Annotated in this window: 20 protein-coding genes and 1 pseudogene; 14 read left to right on the forward strand and 7 right to left on the reverse strand. The window is 63.3% G+C overall.

Annotated features, from left to right (window positions below; genetic code table 11):
* The first annotated feature begins 424 nt into the window (after window positions 1-424).
* The 7 genes from ACSBP4_RS11900 to ACSBP4_RS11930 all read left to right on the forward strand — a co-directional run bounded on the left by ACSBP4_RS11900 (window position 425) and on the right by ACSBP4_RS11930 (window position 8,592).
* The gene (locus ACSBP4_RS11900; protein ID WP_435552327.1) at window positions 425-3,523 is read left to right on the forward strand and encodes a DUF7289 family protein; all 3,099 of its coding nucleotides are present in this window, start codon (window positions 425-427) and stop codon (window positions 3,521-3,523) included.
* 442 nt (window positions 3,524-3,965) lie between these two features.
* Window positions 3,966-4,175, forward strand: coding sequence for a hypothetical protein (locus ACSBP4_RS11905; RefSeq protein ID WP_435552328.1), 210 nt, complete (start codon window positions 3,966-3,968; stop codon window positions 4,173-4,175).
* A gap of 171 nt (window positions 4,176-4,346) precedes the next feature.
* Complete coding sequence (locus tag ACSBP4_RS11910) at window positions 4,347-4,919, forward strand: DUF7344 domain-containing protein (RefSeq protein ID WP_435552329.1); 573 nt, start codon at window positions 4,347-4,349, stop codon at window positions 4,917-4,919.
* A 60-nt stretch (window positions 4,920-4,979) separates the two neighbouring features.
* Entirely contained in the window at window positions 4,980-5,912 is a 933-nt protein-coding gene (locus ACSBP4_RS11915; protein ID WP_435552330.1) for a hypothetical protein, read from the forward strand.
* A gap of 194 nt (window positions 5,913-6,106) precedes the next feature.
* Window positions 6,107-6,421, forward strand: coding sequence for a hypothetical protein (locus ACSBP4_RS11920; protein WP_435552331.1), 315 nt, complete (start codon window positions 6,107-6,109; stop codon window positions 6,419-6,421).
* Window position 6,422: 1 nt separating this feature from the next.
* Window positions 6,423-8,237, forward strand: coding sequence for a ribosome biogenesis/translation initiation ATPase RLI (locus tag ACSBP4_RS11925; RefSeq protein WP_435552332.1), 1,815 nt, complete (start codon window positions 6,423-6,425; stop codon window positions 8,235-8,237).
* Window positions 8,238-8,325: 88 nt separating this feature from the next.
* Window positions 8,326-8,592, forward strand: a complete 267-nt coding sequence (locus tag ACSBP4_RS11930; RefSeq protein ID WP_435552333.1) for a hypothetical protein — start codon at window positions 8,326-8,328, stop codon at window positions 8,590-8,592.
* 48 nt (window positions 8,593-8,640) lie between these two features.
* Here ACSBP4_RS11930 and ACSBP4_RS11935 read toward each other — a convergent pair whose 3' ends face one another.
* Window positions 8,641-9,162, reverse strand: a complete 522-nt coding sequence (locus ACSBP4_RS11935) for an archaemetzincin family Zn-dependent metalloprotease (RefSeq protein ID WP_006648042.1) — start codon at window positions 9,160-9,162, stop codon at window positions 8,641-8,643.
* Between the two features lie 39 nt (window positions 9,163-9,201).
* Between ACSBP4_RS11935 and ACSBP4_RS11940 the strand changes: the two genes are divergently transcribed.
* The 3 genes from ACSBP4_RS11940 to ACSBP4_RS11950 all read left to right on the forward strand — a co-directional run bounded on the left by ACSBP4_RS11940 (window position 9,202) and on the right by ACSBP4_RS11950 (window position 11,215).
* Window positions 9,202-9,606 carry a UPF0146 family protein gene (locus ACSBP4_RS11940; RefSeq protein ID WP_435552334.1) on the forward strand — a complete coding sequence of 135 codons (405 nt, stop codon included), beginning with the start codon at window positions 9,202-9,204 and terminating at the stop codon, window positions 9,604-9,606.
* Between the two features lie 63 nt (window positions 9,607-9,669).
* Complete coding sequence (locus ACSBP4_RS11945; protein ID WP_084158278.1) at window positions 9,670-10,293, forward strand: metalloprotease family protein; 624 nt, start codon at window positions 9,670-9,672, stop codon at window positions 10,291-10,293.
* A gap of 40 nt (window positions 10,294-10,333) precedes the next feature.
* Window positions 10,334-11,215 (forward strand): TIGR01548 family HAD-type hydrolase, encoded by an 882-nt coding sequence (locus ACSBP4_RS11950; RefSeq protein ID WP_435552335.1) that lies wholly within the window; start codon window positions 10,334-10,336, stop codon window positions 11,213-11,215.
* A 248-nt stretch (window positions 11,216-11,463) separates the two neighbouring features.
* Here ACSBP4_RS11950 and ACSBP4_RS11955 read toward each other — a convergent pair whose 3' ends face one another.
* Complete coding sequence (locus tag ACSBP4_RS11955; RefSeq protein ID WP_435552336.1) at window positions 11,464-12,012, reverse strand: Rieske (2Fe-2S) protein; 549 nt, start codon at window positions 12,010-12,012, stop codon at window positions 11,464-11,466.
* Window positions 12,013-12,123: 111 nt separating this feature from the next.
* Between ACSBP4_RS11955 and ACSBP4_RS11960 the strand changes: the two genes are divergently transcribed.
* From ACSBP4_RS11960 to ACSBP4_RS11975, 4 genes are all read left to right on the forward strand, one after another.
* The gene (locus ACSBP4_RS11960; RefSeq protein WP_435552337.1) at window positions 12,124-12,390 is read left to right on the forward strand and encodes a hypothetical protein; all 267 of its coding nucleotides are present in this window, start codon (window positions 12,124-12,126) and stop codon (window positions 12,388-12,390) included.
* Window positions 12,391-12,478: 88 nt separating this feature from the next.
* Window positions 12,479-14,188: an acyl-CoA synthetase gene (locus ACSBP4_RS11965; protein ID WP_435552338.1), complete on the forward strand. Its 1,710-nt coding sequence runs from the start codon at window positions 12,479-12,481 to the stop codon at window positions 14,186-14,188.
* A gap of 79 nt (window positions 14,189-14,267) precedes the next feature.
* Window positions 14,268-14,690, forward strand: coding sequence for a universal stress protein (locus ACSBP4_RS11970; RefSeq protein WP_006648050.1), 423 nt, complete (start codon window positions 14,268-14,270; stop codon window positions 14,688-14,690).
* Between the two features lie 80 nt (window positions 14,691-14,770).
* A complete protein-coding gene (locus tag ACSBP4_RS11975; protein WP_049965632.1) occupies window positions 14,771-15,607 on the forward strand; it encodes a GNAT family N-acetyltransferase in 837 nt (278 codons plus the stop codon).
* On the opposite strand, the gene ACSBP4_RS11980 is transcribed toward ACSBP4_RS11975, so the two are convergent.
* The 5 genes and pseudogenes from ACSBP4_RS11980 to ACSBP4_RS12000 form a co-directional block, all read right to left on the reverse strand.
* Complete coding sequence (locus tag ACSBP4_RS11980) at window positions 15,604-16,056, reverse strand: DUF2391 family protein (protein ID WP_435552339.1); 453 nt, start codon at window positions 16,054-16,056, stop codon at window positions 15,604-15,606. The genes ACSBP4_RS11975 and ACSBP4_RS11980 overlap by 4 nt on opposite strands.
* Before the next feature lie 70 nt (window positions 16,057-16,126).
* On the reverse strand, window positions 16,127-16,861 hold the full coding sequence (locus ACSBP4_RS11985; RefSeq protein ID WP_435552340.1) for a hypothetical protein: 735 nt from the start codon (window positions 16,859-16,861) through the stop codon (window positions 16,127-16,129).
* A gap of 50 nt (window positions 16,862-16,911) precedes the next feature.
* Window positions 16,912-18,298, reverse strand: a pseudogene (locus ACSBP4_RS11990) (sodium:calcium antiporter).
* A 69-nt stretch (window positions 18,299-18,367) separates the two neighbouring features.
* Window positions 18,368-19,033, reverse strand: a complete 666-nt coding sequence (locus ACSBP4_RS11995; RefSeq protein ID WP_435552341.1) for an AIM24 family protein — start codon at window positions 19,031-19,033, stop codon at window positions 18,368-18,370.
* Between the two features lie 95 nt (window positions 19,034-19,128).
* The gene (locus ACSBP4_RS12000) at window positions 19,129-20,721 is read right to left on the reverse strand and encodes a GMC family oxidoreductase (RefSeq protein ID WP_435552342.1); all 1,593 of its coding nucleotides are present in this window, start codon (window positions 20,719-20,721) and stop codon (window positions 19,129-19,131) included.
* Window positions 20,722-20,767: the final 46 nt, after the last annotated feature.

Consider the following 20,767-nt stretch of genomic DNA (forward strand, 5'->3'; position numbering starts at 1 on the left):
CCCCAGCACCGCCCCGCGAGGGGTGCCGGAACGCAGTTCCTACTTGCTTCCATGAACCATACCCACTTTGTATTGAGTACCCAGAACGGGCGCAAGATCGGCCATACGGTCGTTCAAGGGCCCCCTGAATGCAGTTAGAATCCGCTCGGGGCCCACAAGTAGCACCTGAAGTGTCGCAATCAGCCCCCGAATGTGACGCGGCTCGTCATCGATATTGAGACCGCACATCTCCGCCAAGCAGGACCCACTTCGCTCGAGATTACTGAGAGAACGCTCAGTCCCGTTTACTTCGGATTTCAACGATCGGTTGGTGCCGCTCGACAGCACTCAAGATGTACTTGTAACTCCTCCCCAGGTTACGATATTTCAACGACGATGCGCATTTTTATAGTAGGAAAGTAGTTACTGAGTAAGAGATTCAGTAATGGTGGGAGAAAGAAATCGGGATGGTTCCCAGCGGGAGGACTCGGAGGACCGTGGCGCGAGTCCGCTCGTTGGAATCGTCCTGTTGTTCGCACTCGTAATAATGGGTGCGATGCTCGTCTTCGTCGCCGGTTCGGCGATGCTCGATGCAATCAAATCGGAAGCGAACAGTGAACGGACCCAGCAGTTCGCAATGGAAATCGATCACAGGCTAACGACCGTCGCGACGACGGGATCGGACCAGCCACTGCCGATCGATGAGATGCAGGGGAACGAACCGACGATCACCGATGACGGGAATATCTCCGTCAGGTGGTATAACGCGTCGAGCGGGAGTCGTACGTGTGCCCCCGTCGAGGGAGAACTCCGCGCACTCGAGTTCGAACTCGACGATCGAACGATCGCCCATCAGGGTGGCGGTATCTGGGAGAAAACCGATCGCGGCGTCAGCACTGTCTCGGAGCCCAATATCGGATACGACAATGATTCGTTGCAGCTCCAGATCATGGAACTCGAGGAGGACGACTTCGGATCGAGCGGCACGGTTGCGAGAGCGAACCACAGCCGGTCGACGGAGCTAACCGAGACGATCAACACTCGTGCCAGAGCCTGTAGCGACGCGACCTCGATCGAGTTCCGCATCGAAGACAGTACGTACCACGAGGGATGGGCGACGTATCTCGAGGACGCAGTCGGTGCGGACGAGTACAGTGAGGTGTCCGTAACCCACAAACCGGCCACCGAAGACGTCATCGTCCAAATCGAGAACGTCAGGACGCCGGTCGATAGCGCATCGCTGCTGATCGAGTCCGACAACGGACTCAAACACACCAGCGGAAACACGCAGCCGGTCAAATTCGGGGATGATCTCCAGTTCCAAGCAACGCTGAATAACACCGGAAGCGACAGGGTCACCCCACCGACAATGCGCGTCGCAATTGATGGTGGGACAGTCGTCTCGGAAAACAGCAAGAGTAAGGGCAAGGGCGGCAATGGTGCTGTTCCCGGCAACAAGGAGAGAAACCGATCGGTCAAAATCGACTCGGACAACTACGAGGATCACCTCTCGCCCGGCGAGACATACGAGTATACGCTCCAAACACTCGATGAGTCCGGTGATATCGACGACACGCTCGAGGACCCGGGAGAGTTCTACCTCGGCGAACCAGGATCGAACTTTACCGTCAACGACATCGAAACAACGCCCGCTGATGGCGACAACGCGACTATTAGCGCCGAGATCACGAACATCGGTATCGAGGAGGGCGACCGCACCGTGACCATCGACTTCGATGAGTATGATGTCACTGCAAGCGAGGAGTTGACCCTCGACTACGGGGCAACCGGGACAGTCACCTGGACGGTCAACAAATCCGCACTGCCCTACGAGCCAAACGAGTTCGAAGTTCGGACCGGAGACGACACTGCAACAGGGACCATCATCGGAGGGGCCACCGGAGAGGTCGAAGACGCGTTCACGGTCGTCAAGGACAACGGCGTCGGGGACGATCAGATCGTCACCGACGAGGGACCGTTCACCGTCGAAGCCGTCGTCGAGAACACGTACGCCGACGAGCAGTCACGAGATGTCACGTTGACGGTTCCGGACGCCGGAATCACTATGCCCGAACCAACGACACTCGAAAGCGGCGAGCAAGAGACGGTCTCGTTTACCGTCGATCCCGACGAACACGATCTCGAGGCCGGGACGGTCTACGAGTACAACGTCACGGCCGGCGAGGAAGGCTTGAGAGAACCCGGATCGTTCTACGTCGGCAAGCCGGGAACGAACTTCGTGCTGTCGAACGAGAACGTCACGGATGATGAGAACGTCACCATTACGGCCGATCTGGCAAATACCGGCGTCGAGTCCGGCTCACAGACCGTAACGCTAGATCTCGAATATCTCGACGAGATGCCGGCCGAACTCGAGGATGAAAGTCCGTACGGACGAATCTTCGAAGGAGAAGCCAACCGGTCCTTCGGCGAGTCGGACACCATCGAGATGGAATTCAACGGGACCAAACTGCTCGATGGAGAGTATCAGGCAACGATTCAAACTGAGGACGGAGTTAAAACGACAAACTTCACCGTTGATGCTGGGATCGATCCTGGCCGGGTCGGTCTGGGTGAGGTCGACGACGCGAACGTGAGTGTCGATGTCGTTGGGTCACAAGTCTCCAGGAACGCCAGACGCGGGAGTTTCTTGTTCGGTTACGAGTACGTCCATCAACTCGCGCCAATGACGCTGGACGTGGTCGCGAACGGCGGAACAGAACACTCCTTCGAAAACCCAGACGGCGGCGATAACATCAATACTGGGCCGACGTGGCAGGACAAGACTGGTGACAGTTACACGTATAACTTCACGGTCGAGAGCGAGACGGAACTCACCCTCAGAAATACCAGATACAGTCTGTGTGCCGACCAAAATACAGACCCCGACGAGTTACCACACTACTCGGATCCAGAAGATCGATCGCTCGAATGGTGTAACAACGTCCCGACAACCTCCGTATTCGGTCCGATCGATGCATCACAGGGACAGAACCTGCAGAACGTCCGTGTTCGAAGCGCGGAGAACAATACGATCCCGGCACTTCCTGCAGGTGCGGACCAACAGATCAGTGCCACCGAGGCCCTCGAGGAACGAGGGCTGGTAAAAGACGAGGACGAACTCGATCTCGGACCTGGCGAGTTCGTCTTCCTCTTCGAAAATACGGCCAACTGTGGGCAAGGGTGTGACGACGATGACATTGACGCGCTCTGGGACCAGGCGATCTCGGCCCCCGAGGATGAACCCAATGACCCGGACTTCAACGATCTGATCGTATACGTGCAGGTCGAACGTGCGGGTGTCGATCCCGGAACGCCCAGTATCACGATCATGCCCGGTGGCGGCGAGTCGACCGATGTCGACACCGGTGACGGTAGCAAGACAGGCGACGGGCCCGACGAAGTCGATCCAAGCCTCGAGGGAGACGCCGACGAAGGCGCAGGGCCCGACGTCGGAACCGGGACATCTGACAACGACGTGACGGGCGGTATGACGGGCGAAACTGGCGTTGATGTCGACGCCGACCACATCGTTATCGGCTGACGGGAGCGCTGTGGCTGTCTCCCCCCGTCTTCGGCTGAAACGGAGTCTCCCCATCCCTCTATGATTTGACCTCAATGTCGCAGGCCACTGTCGACGAAAGCGAACAGAAGCAACCGAACCCCGCTCCAAATCAAGACATACCATGCGATCACTCAGGGCCCTCAGTCTCGGATTGATACTCATCGGCGGGCTCATACTCGCCGCACCGAACGGTGCGTTCGACTTGATGAGTGCCGATCGAGGAGTGAATGTCGAAACCGCATCCGATGAAGACGCGCTTGTCGGGATCGAAAAAGAACCGATCAGTCTGGTCGAAGAAAACGGGAATTTGGAATTTAATATCCGAGAAGGTACGGTGTATGAATATACGAATGTCAAACTTGTTAGAATCACCGATCAAACACCGTCCTCGGAACTCGAGGTAACGGAGGGAAGTCTCAATATGTCGACCGAAAATACGGACTATCCGTCCCTGCAAGAGGTGAAGATTACGATGGCCAATGATAAGTACATCGTCGAAGGGACGCTTCGGTGTGACGCATGGTTTGGCTCTCAGCAAAGCAGCAGTACGGATCTCACGATGGACCTCGAGACCAGCGACGGCACGATCACCGTCGAACTCGAGCGGGAGATTCCCGTCCAATGTGAGTGACTCTGTTGTGGAGACCTGATTCTCGTTTCGAAGGGCTAGAGTAGTCGTTTCGGAATCGAGTCAGCCCTTTACCAGAATCGGACGCTAAGCATTGTGAATAGTGTCCAGATGTGACTTGATCAGCAACAAGCGTTATGTATCAACAACACCAATATTCACATATACAGGGGGATGGGGACAACCAGCGAGAGCAAACCAGCGACAGCGGGGGCGACAGGTCAGGACGATCAGTCGCGGGAGGGCGAAATCTTCGACCTGTTGAGCAACCAGCGTCGCCGGTACGCGATCCACTACTGCAAGCGAGAGGACGGTCCCGTCACGCTGGGCGATCTCGCCGAACACGTCGCCGCCTGGGAACTCGAGAAGGAGGTCGACGAGATCACCTCCGCCGAGCGAAAGCGGGTCTACACCTCATTACAACAGACCCACCTCCCCACGCTCGAGCGGGCCGACGTCATCGAGTTCGACGATCGGACGATCGAACTCACCGACGAGGCCGCCGAGTTGGACGTCTATCTGGACATCGTTCCCGGCGATTCGGTCCCGTGGGGCGTCTACTATCTGGGCCTGTCGGCGGTCGGTGCGGTCGTGATGGCTGGGTTGTGGCTCGAGGTTATTCCGACTAAGACGATACCGGAACTCGGCTGGGCGACATTGACATTTGGACTCTTTGCCGCCTCAGCGGTCGTTCATATAGTGCAGAACCGGAGGATGAGACTAGGCGAGATAGAGAAGCCACCGTAAATCATGGGACGGAAACTTACAGCATTGAGTATTCTCCTCATCCTTCTCGGAGTGGTTGTCATGAGCGGTCCAACATTTGGATTTAGTACCATCGCAGCTGACCGAGCAACCCAAGTGTCAGTCGCCGGTAGCGAGAACGCCCTTGTCGGGATCGACGGGAACTATTACGATGGGACAACTAAAATCAGCAACAAGGGGCAAGGAACTGATGCCGACGTAGTGCAGTTAACTAACAACCTCAATGCTGATATCAGCCGAGTCGACGTCGAAATTACGGCTGTCCAAGACAATAATAGCGGCAATAATCTCAGCGGTTTATTCACGGTTTCAAACAGAATAGACCTCTACGAAAACGGCATCCAACAGAATAACCAAAAAGAAGTTACGCTTGCCTGTTCCGGGGAAGTCGAAGCGAAGGGGCAAGCCGACGTGACAATTACGCTTGTTCAGGCAAAAGGCGGAAATGTCACAGTTGAAGACAGGCCGATCACCGTTACGGGAGTTGACTTCGACTGCAAGAGTAGCGACACTGGAGGCGGTGATCCGACGCAAGAATACGAACAAATAGAAAACACCGATCTCGAGATTACTGCCCAAACCGTATCGGGTAACCAGAATAGCGTCGTTATCTATAATCTCAAAAACACGGGCGAAGAAGCGGATACAGTAACTCATATCGAGATACGGGAACCAAGTGGTTATGCGGATCGAGTTGACGCTAAAAAAGGCAACGAGCTGGAGATCGATATCGGTGGAACCACCCAAGGGTCACTAAACGCCGGCGGAAACAAGGCGGGAATCGAAATACGGGGCGGATCATATGAACTAGACACTTCCGCAACGATCGGAGCGGGAGAAACAGCGACGTTCACATTGGACGAGTTCACTAGCGGGAAGAATGGGAACGCAGTAGATATGAGTGGGCAAAACGTCGAGATCATCTTAGATTTCCAGAATCGGAAAGCAGTCCGGTTTACGCTAGATGACATATGATCATAATACAATAATCCACTATTCGGTTATATTTTAAGAATCTTTTAGATTTTATCCCCCAATTCGCTACACCATAGGCGAGGCCGAAATGAGATCTCATTTACATTTTTCAGTATAATGAGGTTGAGCGATACAGTAGAGCCACTCGAGACCAACCCGAACCCCTTTTCACACCCGAAGACGGACATCAATCCATGTCGACCGAATCGATCAGCGACCGGCGCGAACACATTCGCTCGGTCAGCGTCACCGCGATGTCGGCGTTGCTGGGCGTCGGCGCGGCGCTTGCGTCTACTACCTGGGTCGGAACGACCGCCGAGGCCGCCCAGAACACGCAGGCGCTCGCGTTCGTCCTCGGCGCAATTTTGCTCCAGTACGTCGTCATCAACGCCGCGGGGATCTACGGCGACGAGTTCGGGGCGAAACACTACCTCTTCGTCGCGTTCATGACCTTCTCGCTGTGGTTCGTGACGTGGGGAATCCTGCTGACGGCGGAGGTCACGGGCTAACATGGCCGACGACAGCATCGCCGTCGTAGACCTCGATCGGTGCCAGCCCGATCGCTGTGGCTACGAGTGCAAGAACTACTGCCCGCCCAACCGGACCGGGAAGGAGTGTATCACCCTGCGGGGCGAGGAGGCAGCGGAGGGCCAGCCCGAGCAGATCCACATCTCCGAGGAGATCTGTCTGGGCGAGAGCTGTGGCATCTGCGTCGAGAAGTGTCCGTTCGACGCCATCGAGATCATCAACCTCCCTCAGGAACTACAGGACGAGCCCGTCCATCGCTACGGCGAGAACGCTTTCTCGCTGTACGGTCTGCCAGCTCCACAGGAGGGACAGGTCACCGGCATTCTCGGCCCGAACGGGATCGGGAAGACCACTGCCGTCCGCATTCTGGCCGGCGAACTCGAGCCCAACCTCGGCCGTCACGAGGAGGAACCGGGCTGGGACGAGGTGCTGGAAGCCTACCGGGGGACCGAACTGCAGGACTACATCGCGGACGTCCGGGACGGCGACGTGACGATCTCGCGAAAGCCCCAGTACGTCGACCAGATCCCCGAGAGCTTCGACGGCAACACCCGCCAGCTGCTCGAGCGGACCGACGAGCGCGGTGCCCTCGACTCGCTGGTCGAGCGCCTCGAGATCGGGCCGGTCATGGACCAGTCGATCGACGACCTCTCGGGCGGGGAACTCCAGCGGGTCGCCATCGCGGCGACGCTGGCACGGGACACTGACTTCTACTTCCTCGACGAGATCACGCCGTATCTCGACATCGGCCAGCGGGTTACCGCGGCGCGGCTGATCCGGGAACTCGCCGAGGAGGAGGACAAGTCGATGCTGGTCATCGAACACGACCTCGCAATCTTGGACCTGCTGGCCGACACGCTCCACGTCGCCTACGGTGAACCCGGCGCGTACGGGGTCATCACCTCGCCGAAGTCCGTCCGCAACGGGATCAACGAGTACCTCTCGGGCTATCTCGACAACGAGAACATGCGGATCCGACCGAACCCGATCGAGTTCGAGGAACACGCACCACGGAGCGTGAGCCGTGCCGATACGCTCGTCGAGTATCCCGACCTCACCAAGAGCTACGGCGACGGCGAGTTCTCCCTCGAGGTCGAGGGCGGCACGATCCGGGAGAACGAAGTCCTGGGCGTCGTCGGTCCCAACGGGATCGGGAAGTCGACCTTCGCGAAACTGTTAACAGGGAACCTCGAGCCCGACGAGGGCGACGCCGACCTCGATCTGGACATCTCCTACAAGCCCCAGTACGTCACCATCGACCAGCACATGCGGGTCGATGCGTTCCTCTCGTCGATTACCGACCAGTTCGGCTCCTCGTACTGGAACACCGAGATCGCCCAGCCCTTGCAGTTAGAGCGGATCATGGAGCAGAACCTCTCGGACCTCTCGGGCGGGGAGCGCCAGCGGGTCGCCATCGCGGCCTGTCTCTCCGATTCGGCCGACCTCTACCTGCTCGACGAACCCTCGGCCCACCTCGACGTCGAACAGCGGGTCCAGGCCACGAAGGCGATCCGGCGCTACGCCGAACAGCAAGACGCCACCGTGCTGGTCATCGACCACGACATCTACATGATGGACCTGCTCGCCGACCGGCTGATGGTCTTCGACGGCGAGCCCGCCGTCCAGGGCCGTGCCGGCCAGCCCCAGTCCATGCGCGACGGCATGAACGAGTTCCTCGCGAACCTCGAGGTCACGTTCCGCCGGGACGAGCGCACGTCCCGACCGCGGATCAACAAGCCCGAGTCCCAGCTGGACCGCCAGCAGAAAAGCGAGGGCGAGTACTACTACGCGCCCTGACGCCGGGATTCGAAGTTCGGCCTCGAGCCGGCTGCCGGCCAAAGTGTTTATACTCCAACTATTTTGGCGGAAAGCGTGTCGAACGGCTATGGACAGGGTCCGACTCTATCGGCTCTCGATCGCCGTTACCGGCGGTCTCCTCACGTCGGTCGCGTTGCTACTGCTCGCCAGACGCGGGAACAGTACCATCGCTGGAGTACTGTTGGTCAGCGGTGTCGGACAGACGCTGGGGGTCGCAGCCGAGTCGCTCTCGACCGACGGCGTGGCCCCCGAACCCGGTCCCGTCCCGTTCTGGACGGCGATGGCGTTTACCGGCATCGGGCTCGTCGGTGCGGCCCTGTTCGTCCTGTCGTGAGAATGGGGAGCTGAGACCGGATATCGAGAAAACGGGGCGCGAGTCGAGTCAGCCCATCAGTCGCTGACAGCTGCCACAGAGGTTCTCCTCTTTGATGTCGACCTCGCGGACGGTCGGCGAGAAGTTCATCACACAGCGGTTGTTGTCGCAGTGCTCGAGGCCGTAGGTATGGCCGATCTCGTGGACGATCTCCTTGCGGACGCGGTCCTCGAAGATGTCGGCAGCGCTCTGATTCGAGAAGCCGCCGTCGCTCGAGGTCTGCAGTCGGTAGGTCGAAACGACGCTGCCGCTGCCGTCGAGATAGGCGAGTCCGAAGACGTAGTTTCGCCGCCGATAGAAGAGGTCGTGGGGGGTGATCGCGATGTTTTTCTCGCCGCGACCGACCCGTTCGGCGAGTTGGATGAAGGTCTCGGCGGAGTACTGGTTCCGGTCGGAGTCGTAGGCACCGTTGGGGACCGACTGCGAGTCGTTGATCGAGACGTCGCAGTCGTAGACCGATCGCAACGCGGCGGAGGCCGCCCGCTTGACCTCGGCGGGGACGCTGCCGACCGGCACGATATCGACGAGCATAGCAAGGGCTATGGCCGCGGGTGGCATAAACGTCCCGCCGTGGCCCACTCTCGCCGGAATCCCGACGCGTTGCTCGAGGTCCTCGCGGACTACGATCGCGTCGTCGAGATCGGAATCGGCCGCCGGACCGATCTAGCGCGAGCGCTGGCCGACCGCGGGGTCGCCGTCACCGCGACGGATGTCCACGAGCGCGACGTGCCGACGGGCGTGGCGTTCGTTCGCGACGACATCGTCAATCCCGAGCCGTCCGTCTACGCCGACGCGGACGCGATCTACGCGCGGAACCTGCCGCCCGAACTGCATCGCCCGGCCCTCGAGGTAGCCCGGACCACCGACGCCGATTTCCTGTTTACGACGCTGGGCGGCGACCCGTCTGCAGTGCCGGTCGAACGGAAAACGATCGAGACGGGGACGCTGTACGTCGCTCGAGTCCGTGGGGAGTAGGCGGCCAGTTCGTCGACCGTCTCGAGGCGAAGAATTATACGGTTACGGGACTGTTCGGCGGTCGTGAACCCGGAGACGGTTACGTACGTCCTCGCGGCGGTCGTCGCGGTCGCGGTACTGGCGACAGTACTCCTCGGGATCGGGGCACTGGTTCGGCTTCTGCTCCGGCTGCTCGCAGCGCCGGGCGTCGTCGTCCACGAACTCGCCCACGAGACGGCCTGCCGGCTCGTCGGGGTGCCCGTCCTCGAGGTCGCGTACTTCAGACTCGGGAACCCGCCTGGGTACGTCCGCCACGGCCAGCCCGAGCGCTATCGGGAGTCGTTTGTCATCAGCGTCGCGCCGTTTCTCGTCAACAGCGCCGTCGCGTTCGGCCTGTTCGTCGGACTGGCGTCGATCGTCGCGGGGCTCGACGCCGTCGGGAGCGCCCCGCGATCGACGCTGGCCGCCGGAGTGGTGCTTGGCTGGCTCGGCCTCGCGATCGGAACGCAGGCCTTTCCGAGTACCGGGGACGCGCGGACGCTCTGGAACCGCTCGCGGGCCGAGTGGCGACGATCGCCGAGCGTCCTCGTTGGGGTGCCGATCGTCGCCGTGATCTACCTCGCGAACCTTCTCTCGCGGCTGTGGGCGGACGTCGCCTACGCCGTCGCCCTGTTCGTCGCGGCGGCGTGGAGCGTCGGGCTGGTCTGAAACCGGTCGCCTTTATCCCTGCCGGCCCGTCGGGACGGATATGAACGCAGACGCCGTCGTACTGGACATTGACGGGGTACTCGTCGACGTCGCCGACTCCTACCGCCGGGCGATCGTCGAGTCCGTCGAGGCGGTCTACGACCGGACGATCCGCAAGACAGACATCCAGCGGTTCAAGGACGCGGGCGGGTTCAACAACGACTGGGAACTGACCCACGCCGCCGCGCTCTACATTCTCGCGACCGAGGAGGGGTACGACGAGTCGCTCGAGACCTTCACCGACGGGATCGCTGCGAACGGCGGCGGCCTCGAGGCGGCCGAAAGCGTCGTTCGCGACGGGATCGGCGCGCGGGCGACCCAGCGCGTGACCGGCCGTTGGGACCGCGAGCGGCTGCGGGACGTCTTCCAACAGTTGTATCTCGGCGACGAACTCTACCGCGGGCTCGAGGGCGGCGAGCCCGATCTAGAGCGCGAGACGCCGGGTTTTATCCACGACGAGCCGGTGTTGCTCGAGCCCGAGACGTGCGATCGACTGCTCGCGTCGTGGGACGTGGGCGTGCTGACGGGGCGCCCGGCAGCCGAGGCCGAGATCGCCCTCGAGCGGGTTGGCCTCGACGACGCGGTGCCGCTCGAGCATCGCTTCACGATGGACGACTGGGAGGAGGGCAAGCCGCATCCGCGCGCACTGACGACGTTGGCCGAGCGGTTCGACGCCGATTCGGTCGCGTTCGTCGGCGACACGCTGGACGACGTGCGGACGGCGGTCAACGCGAGCGACGCCGACTCGGGCCGTGAGTACCACGGGATCGGCGTCCTCACCGGCGGGCTGACCGGCGACGAGGGCCGACGGAAGTACGAGGACGACGGCGCGGCGGCAGTCCTCGAGTCGGTCAACGACGTGCCGGACCTGCTCGAGTCGTAGGCGGGAGACACTCGAGGCCGTCAGGACGCGTCGCCGGGAAACCGGACAACGTCAGCGAGAAGTCCTCGAACGAGCGACCCAGTTCGATGAACGCCTCGGGCTCGACGGGTTTCTGAACGGAGGCGTTGGCGGGAGGGTCGGACGAGCGAGCGAGATCCTCCTCCGAGGGCGAACTCGTCAGCACGATCACGGGGATCGACCGCAGTTCGGGTTCGGACGTCAGTTCCGACGGGACATCGGGGGCTGGACTACGCGCGTGGCTCGTCGAGCCGCCGGCAGGAATCGAACCGGTCGTCGGTCAGGTAGACGTCTCCGTCGCGAACGGCGACCGCGATTTCCTCGAGGGCGTCACCCCGGCAGGGACCGGCCGTACAGACGCCGTCGGCACAGTCGAAGCGAGCGGCATGTTCGTGACACACCAGTTGGTCGTCCCTGACGATCGCGCCAGGACCGGGATCGAGCCGGACCTCGGGCTTGTGGGGACAGGAGTTGCGCCACGCGAGGACGTCGTCACCGCGTCGTCGGAGGATCAGTTCGGTCCCGCGACGGTCCCGGCGGGCCTCACAGCGAAGCGTGCCGTCGGTCGGGACGGCCGACAGCGGTGCGACGTAGCGCGGCTCGCGGTCGGGATCGGTCCCAGCCGGTTCCGCGCCGGCGTTGTCGCCGCCGCTTCCGTCCCCATCGACGCTGAACCGGAACGTCGCGCCGTCGGTCGAAACGTCGCCCTCGTCGTCGTAAACTCGGACCGAGGTCGCGTCGTCGTCGTCCTCGAGCGTCACCCGGACGGGATCGGTCATACCTCTCTTTTTCGGCCGGCCTAAAAATGTCTTCCGGACGGACAACAGCGGGCGTGTTCGACTCCCGAAAACGCGCGATACCACTTTAGGGGTGCCCGGCGAAGCGAGCGTATGGACGACGAAGTCACCGTCGACGTCGAGGTCGAAGTCGAAGTGGATTCGAACGAACTCGAGATCGAGGTCGGCGACGAACGCGAGTTCGAGGGCGAACTCGAGGCCGACGGACTCTCGATCGAGGTCGAAGCGGAGATCGAAGTCGAAGGCGAAGGCGGGGAAACGACGGCCGACGAGGAAGAAGCGTCCGAAACGGACGAGGAACCCGAGGCGAGCAACGACCAAGAAGAATCCGAGGCGGACGGGGAAAGCGAAGAAGACTGATTCGGCCCCGTGGTCGCCGGCCCGTCGATCACTTCTCATTTTCGCGCGTGTCGAAAGAGGCTATGTGCTGGCCTCGGTATCACGAGCCATGAGCTGGACGGTCATGCCGGAGTTCGAGTCGTACGAGCGGGCCCGCGAATCGTTCTCGTGGGACCTCCCCGACGAGTACAACCCCGCCGTCGACTTCCTCCGGAAACACGAGGACACGAGTCAAACGGCGCTGCGGTACGAGACCCCCGAGGGCGGCCTCGAGACCTACTCCTTTGCGGACCTCGACGACCGGTCGGATCGGCTCGCCGCCGCGCTCGCCGACCTCGGCGTCGGGGCGGGCGATCGGGTCGGCGTCGTGATCCCGCAGAAACCGGGGAACCCGATCACGCACCTCGCGAACTGGAAACTCGGTGCGGTATCCGTGCCGCTGACGGTCCTGTTCGGACGCGACGCCTTACAGTACCGGCTCGCGGACAGCGAGGCGAAAGCGGTCGTCGTCGATCCGAGCGTCCGCGAGACCGTCGACGAGATCCGCGAGGAGTGTCCCGCCCTCGAGGCCGTGATCGAACTCGACGACGGCGACGCGGTACGGGGCGACGCCCACTCGTTCGAGGAGTTGATCGCAGCCCACGAGCCCGGGATCGACGTCTACGACGCGACGCCCGAGACACCGACGGCGATCATGTATACGAGCGGATCGACGGGGCCGCCGAAAGGCGTTCGACACAGCCACGCGCTCTGGCTCGGGCGGGCCGCCGCGGCCGCCAACTACTTCGACGGCGGACTGGCCGACGGCGAGGCCACGCTCTGGACGCCCGCCGACTGGGCGTGGGGCGCGGCACTGGGCGGCACGCTGTTCGCGGCCTGGCACCACGGCTGCTCGGTCGTCGGCTGGCCCCGCGACGAGTTCGATCCCGACGACGTCTACGACCTGCTCGAGCGCCACGACGTGACCGAGGCGTTCATGCCCCCGACGGCGCTCCGGTTGCTGATGGGCGTCGACGACCCCGAACGGCGGTACGATCTCTCGATCAGGACGTTCGCGTCGGCCGGCGAACCGCTCACCTCGGAGGTCGTCGACTGGGTCGCATCGACGTTCGAAGACGTCGCGATCAACGAGTTCTACGGCCAGACCGAACTCAACCTCGTCGTCGGGAACGCGGCGCGGTGGTTCGATACCCGCCCCGGCAGCATGGGCAAGCCCCTACCCGGCTACGAGATCGCGGTGGTAGACCCCGAGACGGGCGAGCGCCTCGAGCGCGGCGAGGTCGGTGAACTCGCGGTGAAGCCGGCCGATCGGCGGGTCTTCTTCGACGAGTACCACGGCCTGCCGGAGAAGACGGCGAACAAGCGGACCGAAGACGTCCCCGCGAGCGGAGCGAGCGGGGAGTCGGAAGAGCAACGGTCTTCCGGAAGGTGGTTCCTGACCGACGACCTCGTCGAGCGCGACGAGGACGGCTACGTCTGGTTCCACTCGCGAGCCGACGACGTGATCCTTACCAGTGGCTACCGCGTCGGACCGACGGAGGTCGAGGACGGGGTCCTCGCCCACGAGGCCGTCGAACAGGCCGGTGTCGTCGGCGTCCCCGACGAGACCCGTGGCGAGGCGATCAAGGCCTTCGTCAAGCCGGCCGTCGACGACTACGACCCCGAGGGGCTCCGGAGGGAGATCCGTGACCTGGTCCGGGACCGCCTCGCCGAGTACGAGTATCCGAAACACATCGAGTTCGTCGAGCGGCTACCGACGACGACGACCGGCAAGATCCGCCGCCGGTCCCTGCGCGAGGGCGACGGAACCGACGAGTAACCCTCGAGCGCGGTCGAACCCATCCGGCGCGGTGACAGTCACGGCCGGTTTTATTGTTGCCGAATGCCAACCACTGCGCATGTACCGCGTGTTGATGCCCGTCGATGCCAACGAGGACCGCGCAGTCGAACAGGCCGAGTACGTCGCGTCGCTGCCCGACGCGGCGGAGTCGGTCGAAGCGTACATTCTCTTCGTCTTCACCGAAAACAGCGAGAAGCTCCCGAAGGAATTCGAGAAGTTCAAGTCCGCCTCCCGGATCGGCTCGGTCCGGCGCGCGAAGGAGCGCCTCGAGGAGGCCGGCGTCGACGTGACCCTGATCGAGGACAGTGGCGACACGGAAGACGACATCCTCGAGGAGGCCGAGGGCTACGACGTCGATTCGATCGTTCTCGGCGGCCGGAAGCGCTCGCCCGTCGGCAAGGCGATCTTCGGCAGCACCACGCAGGGCGTGATCCTCAGGTCCGATCGGCCGGTCGTCGTCACCGGCGGCGGCGGGGAGTGACGTGACAGACCGTTCCCGCTCGTAGCGTCGGCTGTTTCTGCCGGCAGCCATCTTATCCGGATCGGCGTCGACTACCCAGTATGGAGATACGGGAGCCGGAACCGGACGAGAGCGAGCGGATCCGGGACGTGGTGGAGAGTTCGATGACGACCTCGTTCAGGCTCAGCCCGGGGCAGATCGACGGGATCACCGACGAGGAGTTCGCCGACGACGCCGTCAGCGAGCGACTCGAGGACGACGAGACCGTCCTCTACGTCGTCGAGACCGGCGCGGAGATCGAGGACCGAACCATCGCCGGCGTCGTCGAGGGCCGACTCGCGGACGAGTGGGGCGAGATCGACTGGCTGTTCGTCGATCCGGAACACCGCGGCAAGGGGATCGGGACGGAACTCTACGAGTCGATGACCGAGCGTCTCCGCGACCGCGGGGCCGACCACGTCCGCGTGACCGTCCTCGAGGAGAACACCGAGGGCCACGGGTTCGTCGAACGGTTCGGCCTCGAACACGACGGCGATCGGGAGGTCGAGGTCGCCGGCGAGTCGCTCGTCAAGTACGTCTATACCGAGCCGGACATCGACGTTTCCCTCCCGACGGAATCGCGTGCGGACGACGCAACGGTCACCGCCGACACCGCCGACGAGGACCTCCCCGGGACGGAGACGACCGACGGCGATCTGACCGCGACCGACGACGGGACGACGGTCTACATCGACCGCGACGAGGCCGAGTCCGGCACCGCGGCGCCGTTTTTCCACACCTACGAGGACGAGGACCGAAAACAGCAGTACGGCTATTACTGTGCGAACTGCGGCTCGCTCGAGGTCTCGATGGACAACATGGAGCGGCTCGCCTGTCCCGACTGCGGGAACGACCACGCCGAGCGGTCCAAGGAGTCGTACGACGACTCGCGGCTCTAACCGTTCTTCGCGAAGATGCTGTCGGCCGTCGCCGCGCCGACGACGCTGAATACCGAGCCGACGCTGATGGCCTTGAACGTCGTCTGTGCGACTTCGCGGGTCGTCTTGGCATCCTCGATGAAGGTGTCGGGGGCGTCCAGTAAGAGCGCGAGTACGGTCACCGCGCCGAAGGAGACGATCATCAGCGAGATAAACCGCAACGGAATCCCGGCGACCTCCTGTTCGTCGTCCAGGTCGCGGGTCGTGTCGGCGGTGTACAGCGCGCCGTAGCCGATCGCGAACACCACGATCAGGGTCCCGATCGCCTGAACGTTGTTCATGCTCGCCGCGAGGACCCAAACCTCCTCGGTGACCACGAACGGGCCGGCGAGCAGGAACCCCCCGACGATCTGCTGGGCCGAGTCCGCGAGCCGGAAGTCCCGCGGCCGGCGCGGCCGTCGAAGTTTCATAGCGATCGATTATAGCGGAGCGGTAAAACGCCCCTGTTTGTCGAGTGACAGCACCCGGCAGCGGAACCGTTCAGACGAACAGCAACAGCGCAGCGTACCCCGCCGCTCCGATAGCGAACGCCGGGAACCGACTCTCGCGGTCGGACGGCAGCTCCTCTTTGATCACATTGAGGACGATCCCGCCGGCCAGAAAGGGCACGAACACCGAGACGAGGAGATCGGTGTCCTCGAGGGCGTATCCGACAACGACGCCGACGAGAACCGCGGCCGACAGCACCCACCGGCCACGGTGCCGATAGGTCGGACCGTGGTGGTCCCGAAGGCCGTCGTCGGTGACGAGGAAATGCAGCGCCATCGCGACGAAGAAGGGGAACAGCCCGCCGAGTTCGGGGTCCAGAAGCAGGGCCCCGACGATCGCGTTGTAGACGGCGAAAGAGCCCACGTGAATCCAGAACACCGCGGTCCCAGACGGGTCGCCGTCCGAACCGGGATCGAGGTTCGACCGCCGGGCGAACTGCTCGAGGCCGTAGAAGGCGACGAAGCCGATCAGGGCGATCAGGTAGCCAGCCGATTCGCCGGTCGCCGCCCCGCGGGCCCCGAGTGTCGTCGCGGCCGCGCCGATCTCGGGCAGGAGGTGGACGAACACGTACGCGACCGAGACGCCGCCGGCGAGGGAGAGCCACCGGCTCCGCGGGATCCGCCCGCCGACGCCCAGTCGGCCGGCGAACAGATGCACCAGCGCGAGGGCGACCGCGAGCGCGGGAGCGAGTGCCGCATCGGCGGGAAGCGGGCCGATCGAGGACACGCCACGAGGGTGTCACCACCTCCGGCCCCGTATGTCTATGGCCGGCCGGTTCAGTCGTCGGCGCCATGGGGCCGTTCATCGCCGGTCGACATCGCGTCGCCGACGGTCCCCGCGGTTCGGCGAACGAGGCTGCCGAGCGCCCGCCGACGGCGGACGAACAGCGCCGTCCCGAGAACGAGGTAAAGCCCGCTGTAGAGCAACAGGAGGTCGGTACTCGAGACCGGTAGCGTCACCAACTCACGGATGAGGGCGAACTCGAGCAGTACCTGCGAGAGAAACAGCGTCAACAGCGTGACCGCTTCTTTCACGGAGATCTCGAAGCGGATCAGCAGGGAGATCGCGAAGAACGATTGGGCGGCGGTCAGCCAGATCTCCGCGGACTGTTTGAAGTCGAACGCGAGGACGCCATAGCTGCCAAGCGCCAGCGAGTGAACGACCACGAGGGTCCCCGATCAGCAGCGTCCACTGGTTGAGCTTCGAGGAGATCAGGGCGTTGAAACCCGCCGTCGAGCGGGCCTTGTTGACGAGGTAGACGACGACGATCAGTTCCGGCGCTTCGGAGGCCAGCGGCGCGATCCACTGAATCATGAAAAAGGAGGGGATCCCGACGCTTTCGCCGAGCGACTCGAGGCCGTGGGCGAAGGGTTCGACGGCGGTGAAGATCATCACGCCGGAGTAAGCAAACAGCAGGAGGACGGTCGCGATCCGGGCTGGCTTCGGGAACGACTGGAGGTACGCCGGAACGCCGACGTGGTCCATGTCGGGTTCGACCTCGCCCCGAAGGATGACCGCGATGTAACAGACGTAGAGCCCGACCAGAAACAGCATGTCGAAAATATCGATCCCGCCGTTGAGCGGGACGAGGAAGGCCCACAGGGTGGCGAGCAACAGGAAGACGATCTCGAGGCCGATCTCCCGGTCGAGGACGACGACGTCCGAGAGGACCCCGTCGCGTCGCTCGACGGCGGGGTCGGTCGACGCGCCGCTCCGGTAGATCGTAAAGAGGGCGATGCCGGCCCAGCCGAGGCCGATGAGGATGCGGTTCGCGCCGGTCATATTGGCGACGGCCAAGTTGCCGGCTTCCATCCCGCGTTCGGTCCCGGCGAACACGCCAGCGTTCCAGGCATAGAGCGCGTCGACGGCGTACTCGGGTGCGACGGCCAACACGGCGAGGACGGCGATCGCGAACGCCTGTGGAACGTCTTTCTCGGCGGTTTCGGCGGCCCACGCGAGCAGGAACGCAGCACCGAGGACGGCAAGCCCTGTGAGAATCACCGTCGCGAGCGTCGAGAGCGTTCGGAGCGCAGCCGGTGCTTCGTACCCGGCCCCGACCATCGTCGCAACCCAGGAGAGGAGGTCGGTTGCCCCCACAACGGCGACCCAGGGGAGCGTGAGTGCGACCGCGACCGAAATCGCGCCGAGCGCTCGTCGGTTCATGGAAGTCGTCTAGGAACGCGTACCGATCCACCGGTGATACGTGGGACGGTGTGATGCCGGTGGTGCCTGCTATTGCTGTGGCGTCCGCTCCTCGTAGGGCTGGACGACGACGAACCCCTCGGATCCCGTAAACTCGAGCTGGTAGGTCTCGCCGGAGGACTGCCCGATCATGTTCGAGAACGCCTTGTCGACGTGGCTGCCGGGCGTCGTCCCGCTCCAGGCGACGGTCGCGCTGGGGTCGGTCCTGACCGGCGGTCGCAAGACCAGGGGCTCCCCGTGGGTGGTGATCGCGACGGTCCCCGGCCCCTCGAGGAAGACGTTGGTCAACCCACCGGCCGAGAAGCCGGCGATGCTCTCGACGGTCCTGATCTCGTAGTCGACGCTCGGCTCGAACGCGAGGACGTCGTTACCGTTGACCGAGATCGACTGGCCGGCATCGAGTTCCAGCAGTTGGATCTTCTTTTCCTGATCGGCGAGATAGAGGTGACCGGTGCCGGTCGCCTCCATGACCGGCGTCCCCTCCCCGGTCGCCTTCTCCTTGAGGAAGCCGGTAATGCCGCCCTCGGCCGAGGAGATCCCCTCGAAGGAGAGGTCCCCGTCGTAGGCGATCATCGATCCTGCCTTGGCGATCACGGAGCCGTCGACGGCGACGTCGAGCAGCTTGTCGCTCTCGAGTTGGAAGGCCTCGCCGCCGGCTTTCGGTTCGTTCTCGGTGACGAAGTCGTCGACATCCATAGTCACTCGAGGGTTCGGAGGGGACGGTAAAATAGTTACTCATCTATCAATTCCGCGCCGCGGGACCGACCGTCGACGGCACTCGAGCGATCGGATCAGCCGTCGGTCCGAACGAGATCCGCCGCCTTCTCCGCGATCATCGTCGTCGGCGCGTCCGTGTTGCCGCTCGTGATCGTCGGCATCACCGAGGCGTCGACGACGCGCAGTCCCTCGACGCCGCGGACCCGGAGCCGGTCGTCGACGACCGCCAGTTCGTCGTCGCCCATCCTGCAGGTGCCGACGGGGTGATACAGCGTCTCGGCGGTCTCGCGGATGTACTCGATCAGTGCCTCGTCGCTTTGAACGTCCGATCCCGGCAACACCTCTTCGCCGCGGTACGCGTCGAACGGCTCGGCCCGCAGGATCTCCCGGACCAGCTTGATCCCCTCGAGCAACACCTCGAGGTCGTCGCCCTCGGTCAGGTACTGTGGATCGATGGCCGGCTCGTCGAAGGGGTCGGCCGAGCGGAGCGTGATCCGGCCGCGGCTGTCGGGACGCAGGCGAAGGGCACCGAGCGAGAAGCCGTGACCGTCGGGGTTGTCGAAGCCGTGTTCGACGAAGTACGACGGCCCGAAGTGAAACTGGATCTCGGGGCGGTCGGCGTCGTCGGTAACGGTCGCGAAGCCGCCGGCCTCCGCGACGTTCGAGGTCAACGGCCCCCGTTTCAGGAGGAAGAACTTCGCGAGGTTCAGCAAGGAGTCCGCGTCGGCGAGGCTGAGCGGCTTTTCGCACTCGTAGTTGACCCCGACCTGCAGATGGTCCTGCAGGTTCCGGCCGACGCCCGGGCGGTCCGCGACGACGTCGATGTCGTGGCGCTCGAGGTGGTCGGCCGGGCCGACGCCCGAGAGCATGAGCAACTGCGGCGAGTTGATCGCACCGGCCGCACAGATTACCTCCTCGCTCGCGTCGACCGTCGCGGGGCTGCCGTCGCCGTCGTCGCGGGCGTACTCGACGCCGACGGCCGTTTGGCCGTCGAACCGGATCCGCGTGACCCGTGCCCCCGTCACCGCGGTCAGGTTCGGCCGATCGAGGACGGGCTTCAGATAGGCGTCGGCGGCGCTGTGGCGGCGACCGTCCTCCTGGGTCACCTGATAGAAGCCGACTCCCTCCTGGTCGCCGGCGTTGAAGTCCTCGTTGTGGGACAGGCCGACCGCCTGCCCCGCTTTCACGAAGGCCTCGCTGAGTTCGTTCGGCGACCGAATATCGTCGACGTGTCGCGGGCCGCCGACTCCGTGGGAGGCCGACGGACCGCGGGCGTTGTCCTCGGCCCGCTTGAAGTACGGCAACACGTCCTCGTAGCCCCACCCCTCGTTGCCCAGTTCCGCCCAGCGGTCGTAGTCTTCGGACTGACCCCGCACGTAGATCATCGCGTTGATCGAACTCGAGCCGCCGAGCGTCTTCCCGCGGGGCCAGTAGAGTTCCCGATCGTCGAGTTCCGACTGGGGCTCGGTGTGGTAGTTCCAGTCGACATCGGACTGAAAGAGGTCCGAAAACGCCACCGGGATCGAGATTTCGCGTTGCTCGTCGGGCTCGCCCGCCTCGAGCAGCAGTACCTCGTCGCCGTCGGCCGATAGCCGATTCGCGAGTACACAGCCCGCGGGCCCCGCGCCGACGATCACGTAGTCGTAGCCGTCCCCGCTTCCCGTCATGCTACCACACACCATACAACGGAGACCTAATAGTAGTATCCCCGAC

Origin of the sequence: Natrinema sp. CGMCC1.2065, from assembly GCF_051225675.1 — an archaeon.
Lineage (GTDB): Archaea > Halobacteriota > Halobacteria > Halobacteriales > Natrialbaceae > Natrinema > Natrinema thermotolerans.

Excerpts from the sequence above, each read along its gene's own strand:
- ACSBP4_RS11900 (WP_435552327.1), top strand. The coding sequence starts at position 425 with ATGGTGGGAGAAAGAAATCGGGATGGTTCCCAGCGGGAGGACTCGGAG.
- ACSBP4_RS11905 (WP_435552328.1), top strand. The coding sequence starts at position 3,966 with ATGTCGACCGAAAATACGGACTATCCGTCCCTGCAAGAGGTGAAGATT.
- ACSBP4_RS11910 (WP_435552329.1), top strand. The coding sequence starts at position 4,347 with ATGGGGACAACCAGCGAGAGCAAACCAGCGACAGCGGGGGCGACAGGT.
- ACSBP4_RS11915 (WP_435552330.1), top strand. The coding sequence starts at position 4,980 with ATGAGCGGTCCAACATTTGGATTTAGTACCATCGCAGCTGACCGAGCA.
- ACSBP4_RS11920 (WP_435552331.1), top strand. The coding sequence starts at position 6,107 with ATGTCGACCGAATCGATCAGCGACCGGCGCGAACACATTCGCTCGGTC.
- ACSBP4_RS11925 (WP_435552332.1), top strand. The coding sequence starts at position 6,423 with ATGGCCGACGACAGCATCGCCGTCGTAGACCTCGATCGGTGCCAGCCC.
- ACSBP4_RS11930 (WP_435552333.1), top strand. The coding sequence starts at position 8,326 with ATGGACAGGGTCCGACTCTATCGGCTCTCGATCGCCGTTACCGGCGGT.
- ACSBP4_RS11935 (WP_006648042.1), bottom strand. The coding sequence starts at position 9,162 with ATGCTCGTCGATATCGTGCCGGTCGGCAGCGTCCCCGCCGAGGTCAAG.
- ACSBP4_RS11950 (WP_435552335.1), top strand. The coding sequence starts at position 10,334 with ATGAACGCAGACGCCGTCGTACTGGACATTGACGGGGTACTCGTCGAC.
- ACSBP4_RS11955 (WP_435552336.1), bottom strand. The coding sequence starts at position 12,012 with ATGACCGATCCCGTCCGGGTGACGCTCGAGGACGACGACGACGCGACC.
- ACSBP4_RS11960 (WP_435552337.1), top strand. The coding sequence starts at position 12,124 with ATGGACGACGAAGTCACCGTCGACGTCGAGGTCGAAGTCGAAGTGGAT.
- ACSBP4_RS11965 (WP_435552338.1), top strand. The coding sequence starts at position 12,479 with ATGAGCTGGACGGTCATGCCGGAGTTCGAGTCGTACGAGCGGGCCCGC.
- ACSBP4_RS11970 (WP_006648050.1), top strand. The coding sequence starts at position 14,268 with ATGTACCGCGTGTTGATGCCCGTCGATGCCAACGAGGACCGCGCAGTC.
- ACSBP4_RS11975 (WP_049965632.1), top strand. The coding sequence starts at position 14,771 with ATGGAGATACGGGAGCCGGAACCGGACGAGAGCGAGCGGATCCGGGAC.
- ACSBP4_RS11980 (WP_435552339.1), bottom strand. The coding sequence starts at position 16,056 with ATGAAACTTCGACGGCCGCGCCGGCCGCGGGACTTCCGGCTCGCGGAC.
- ACSBP4_RS11995 (WP_435552341.1), bottom strand. The coding sequence starts at position 19,033 with ATGGATGTCGACGACTTCGTCACCGAGAACGAACCGAAAGCCGGCGGC.
- ACSBP4_RS12000 (WP_435552342.1), bottom strand. The coding sequence starts at position 20,721 with ATGACGGGAAGCGGGGACGGCTACGACTACGTGATCGTCGGCGCGGGG.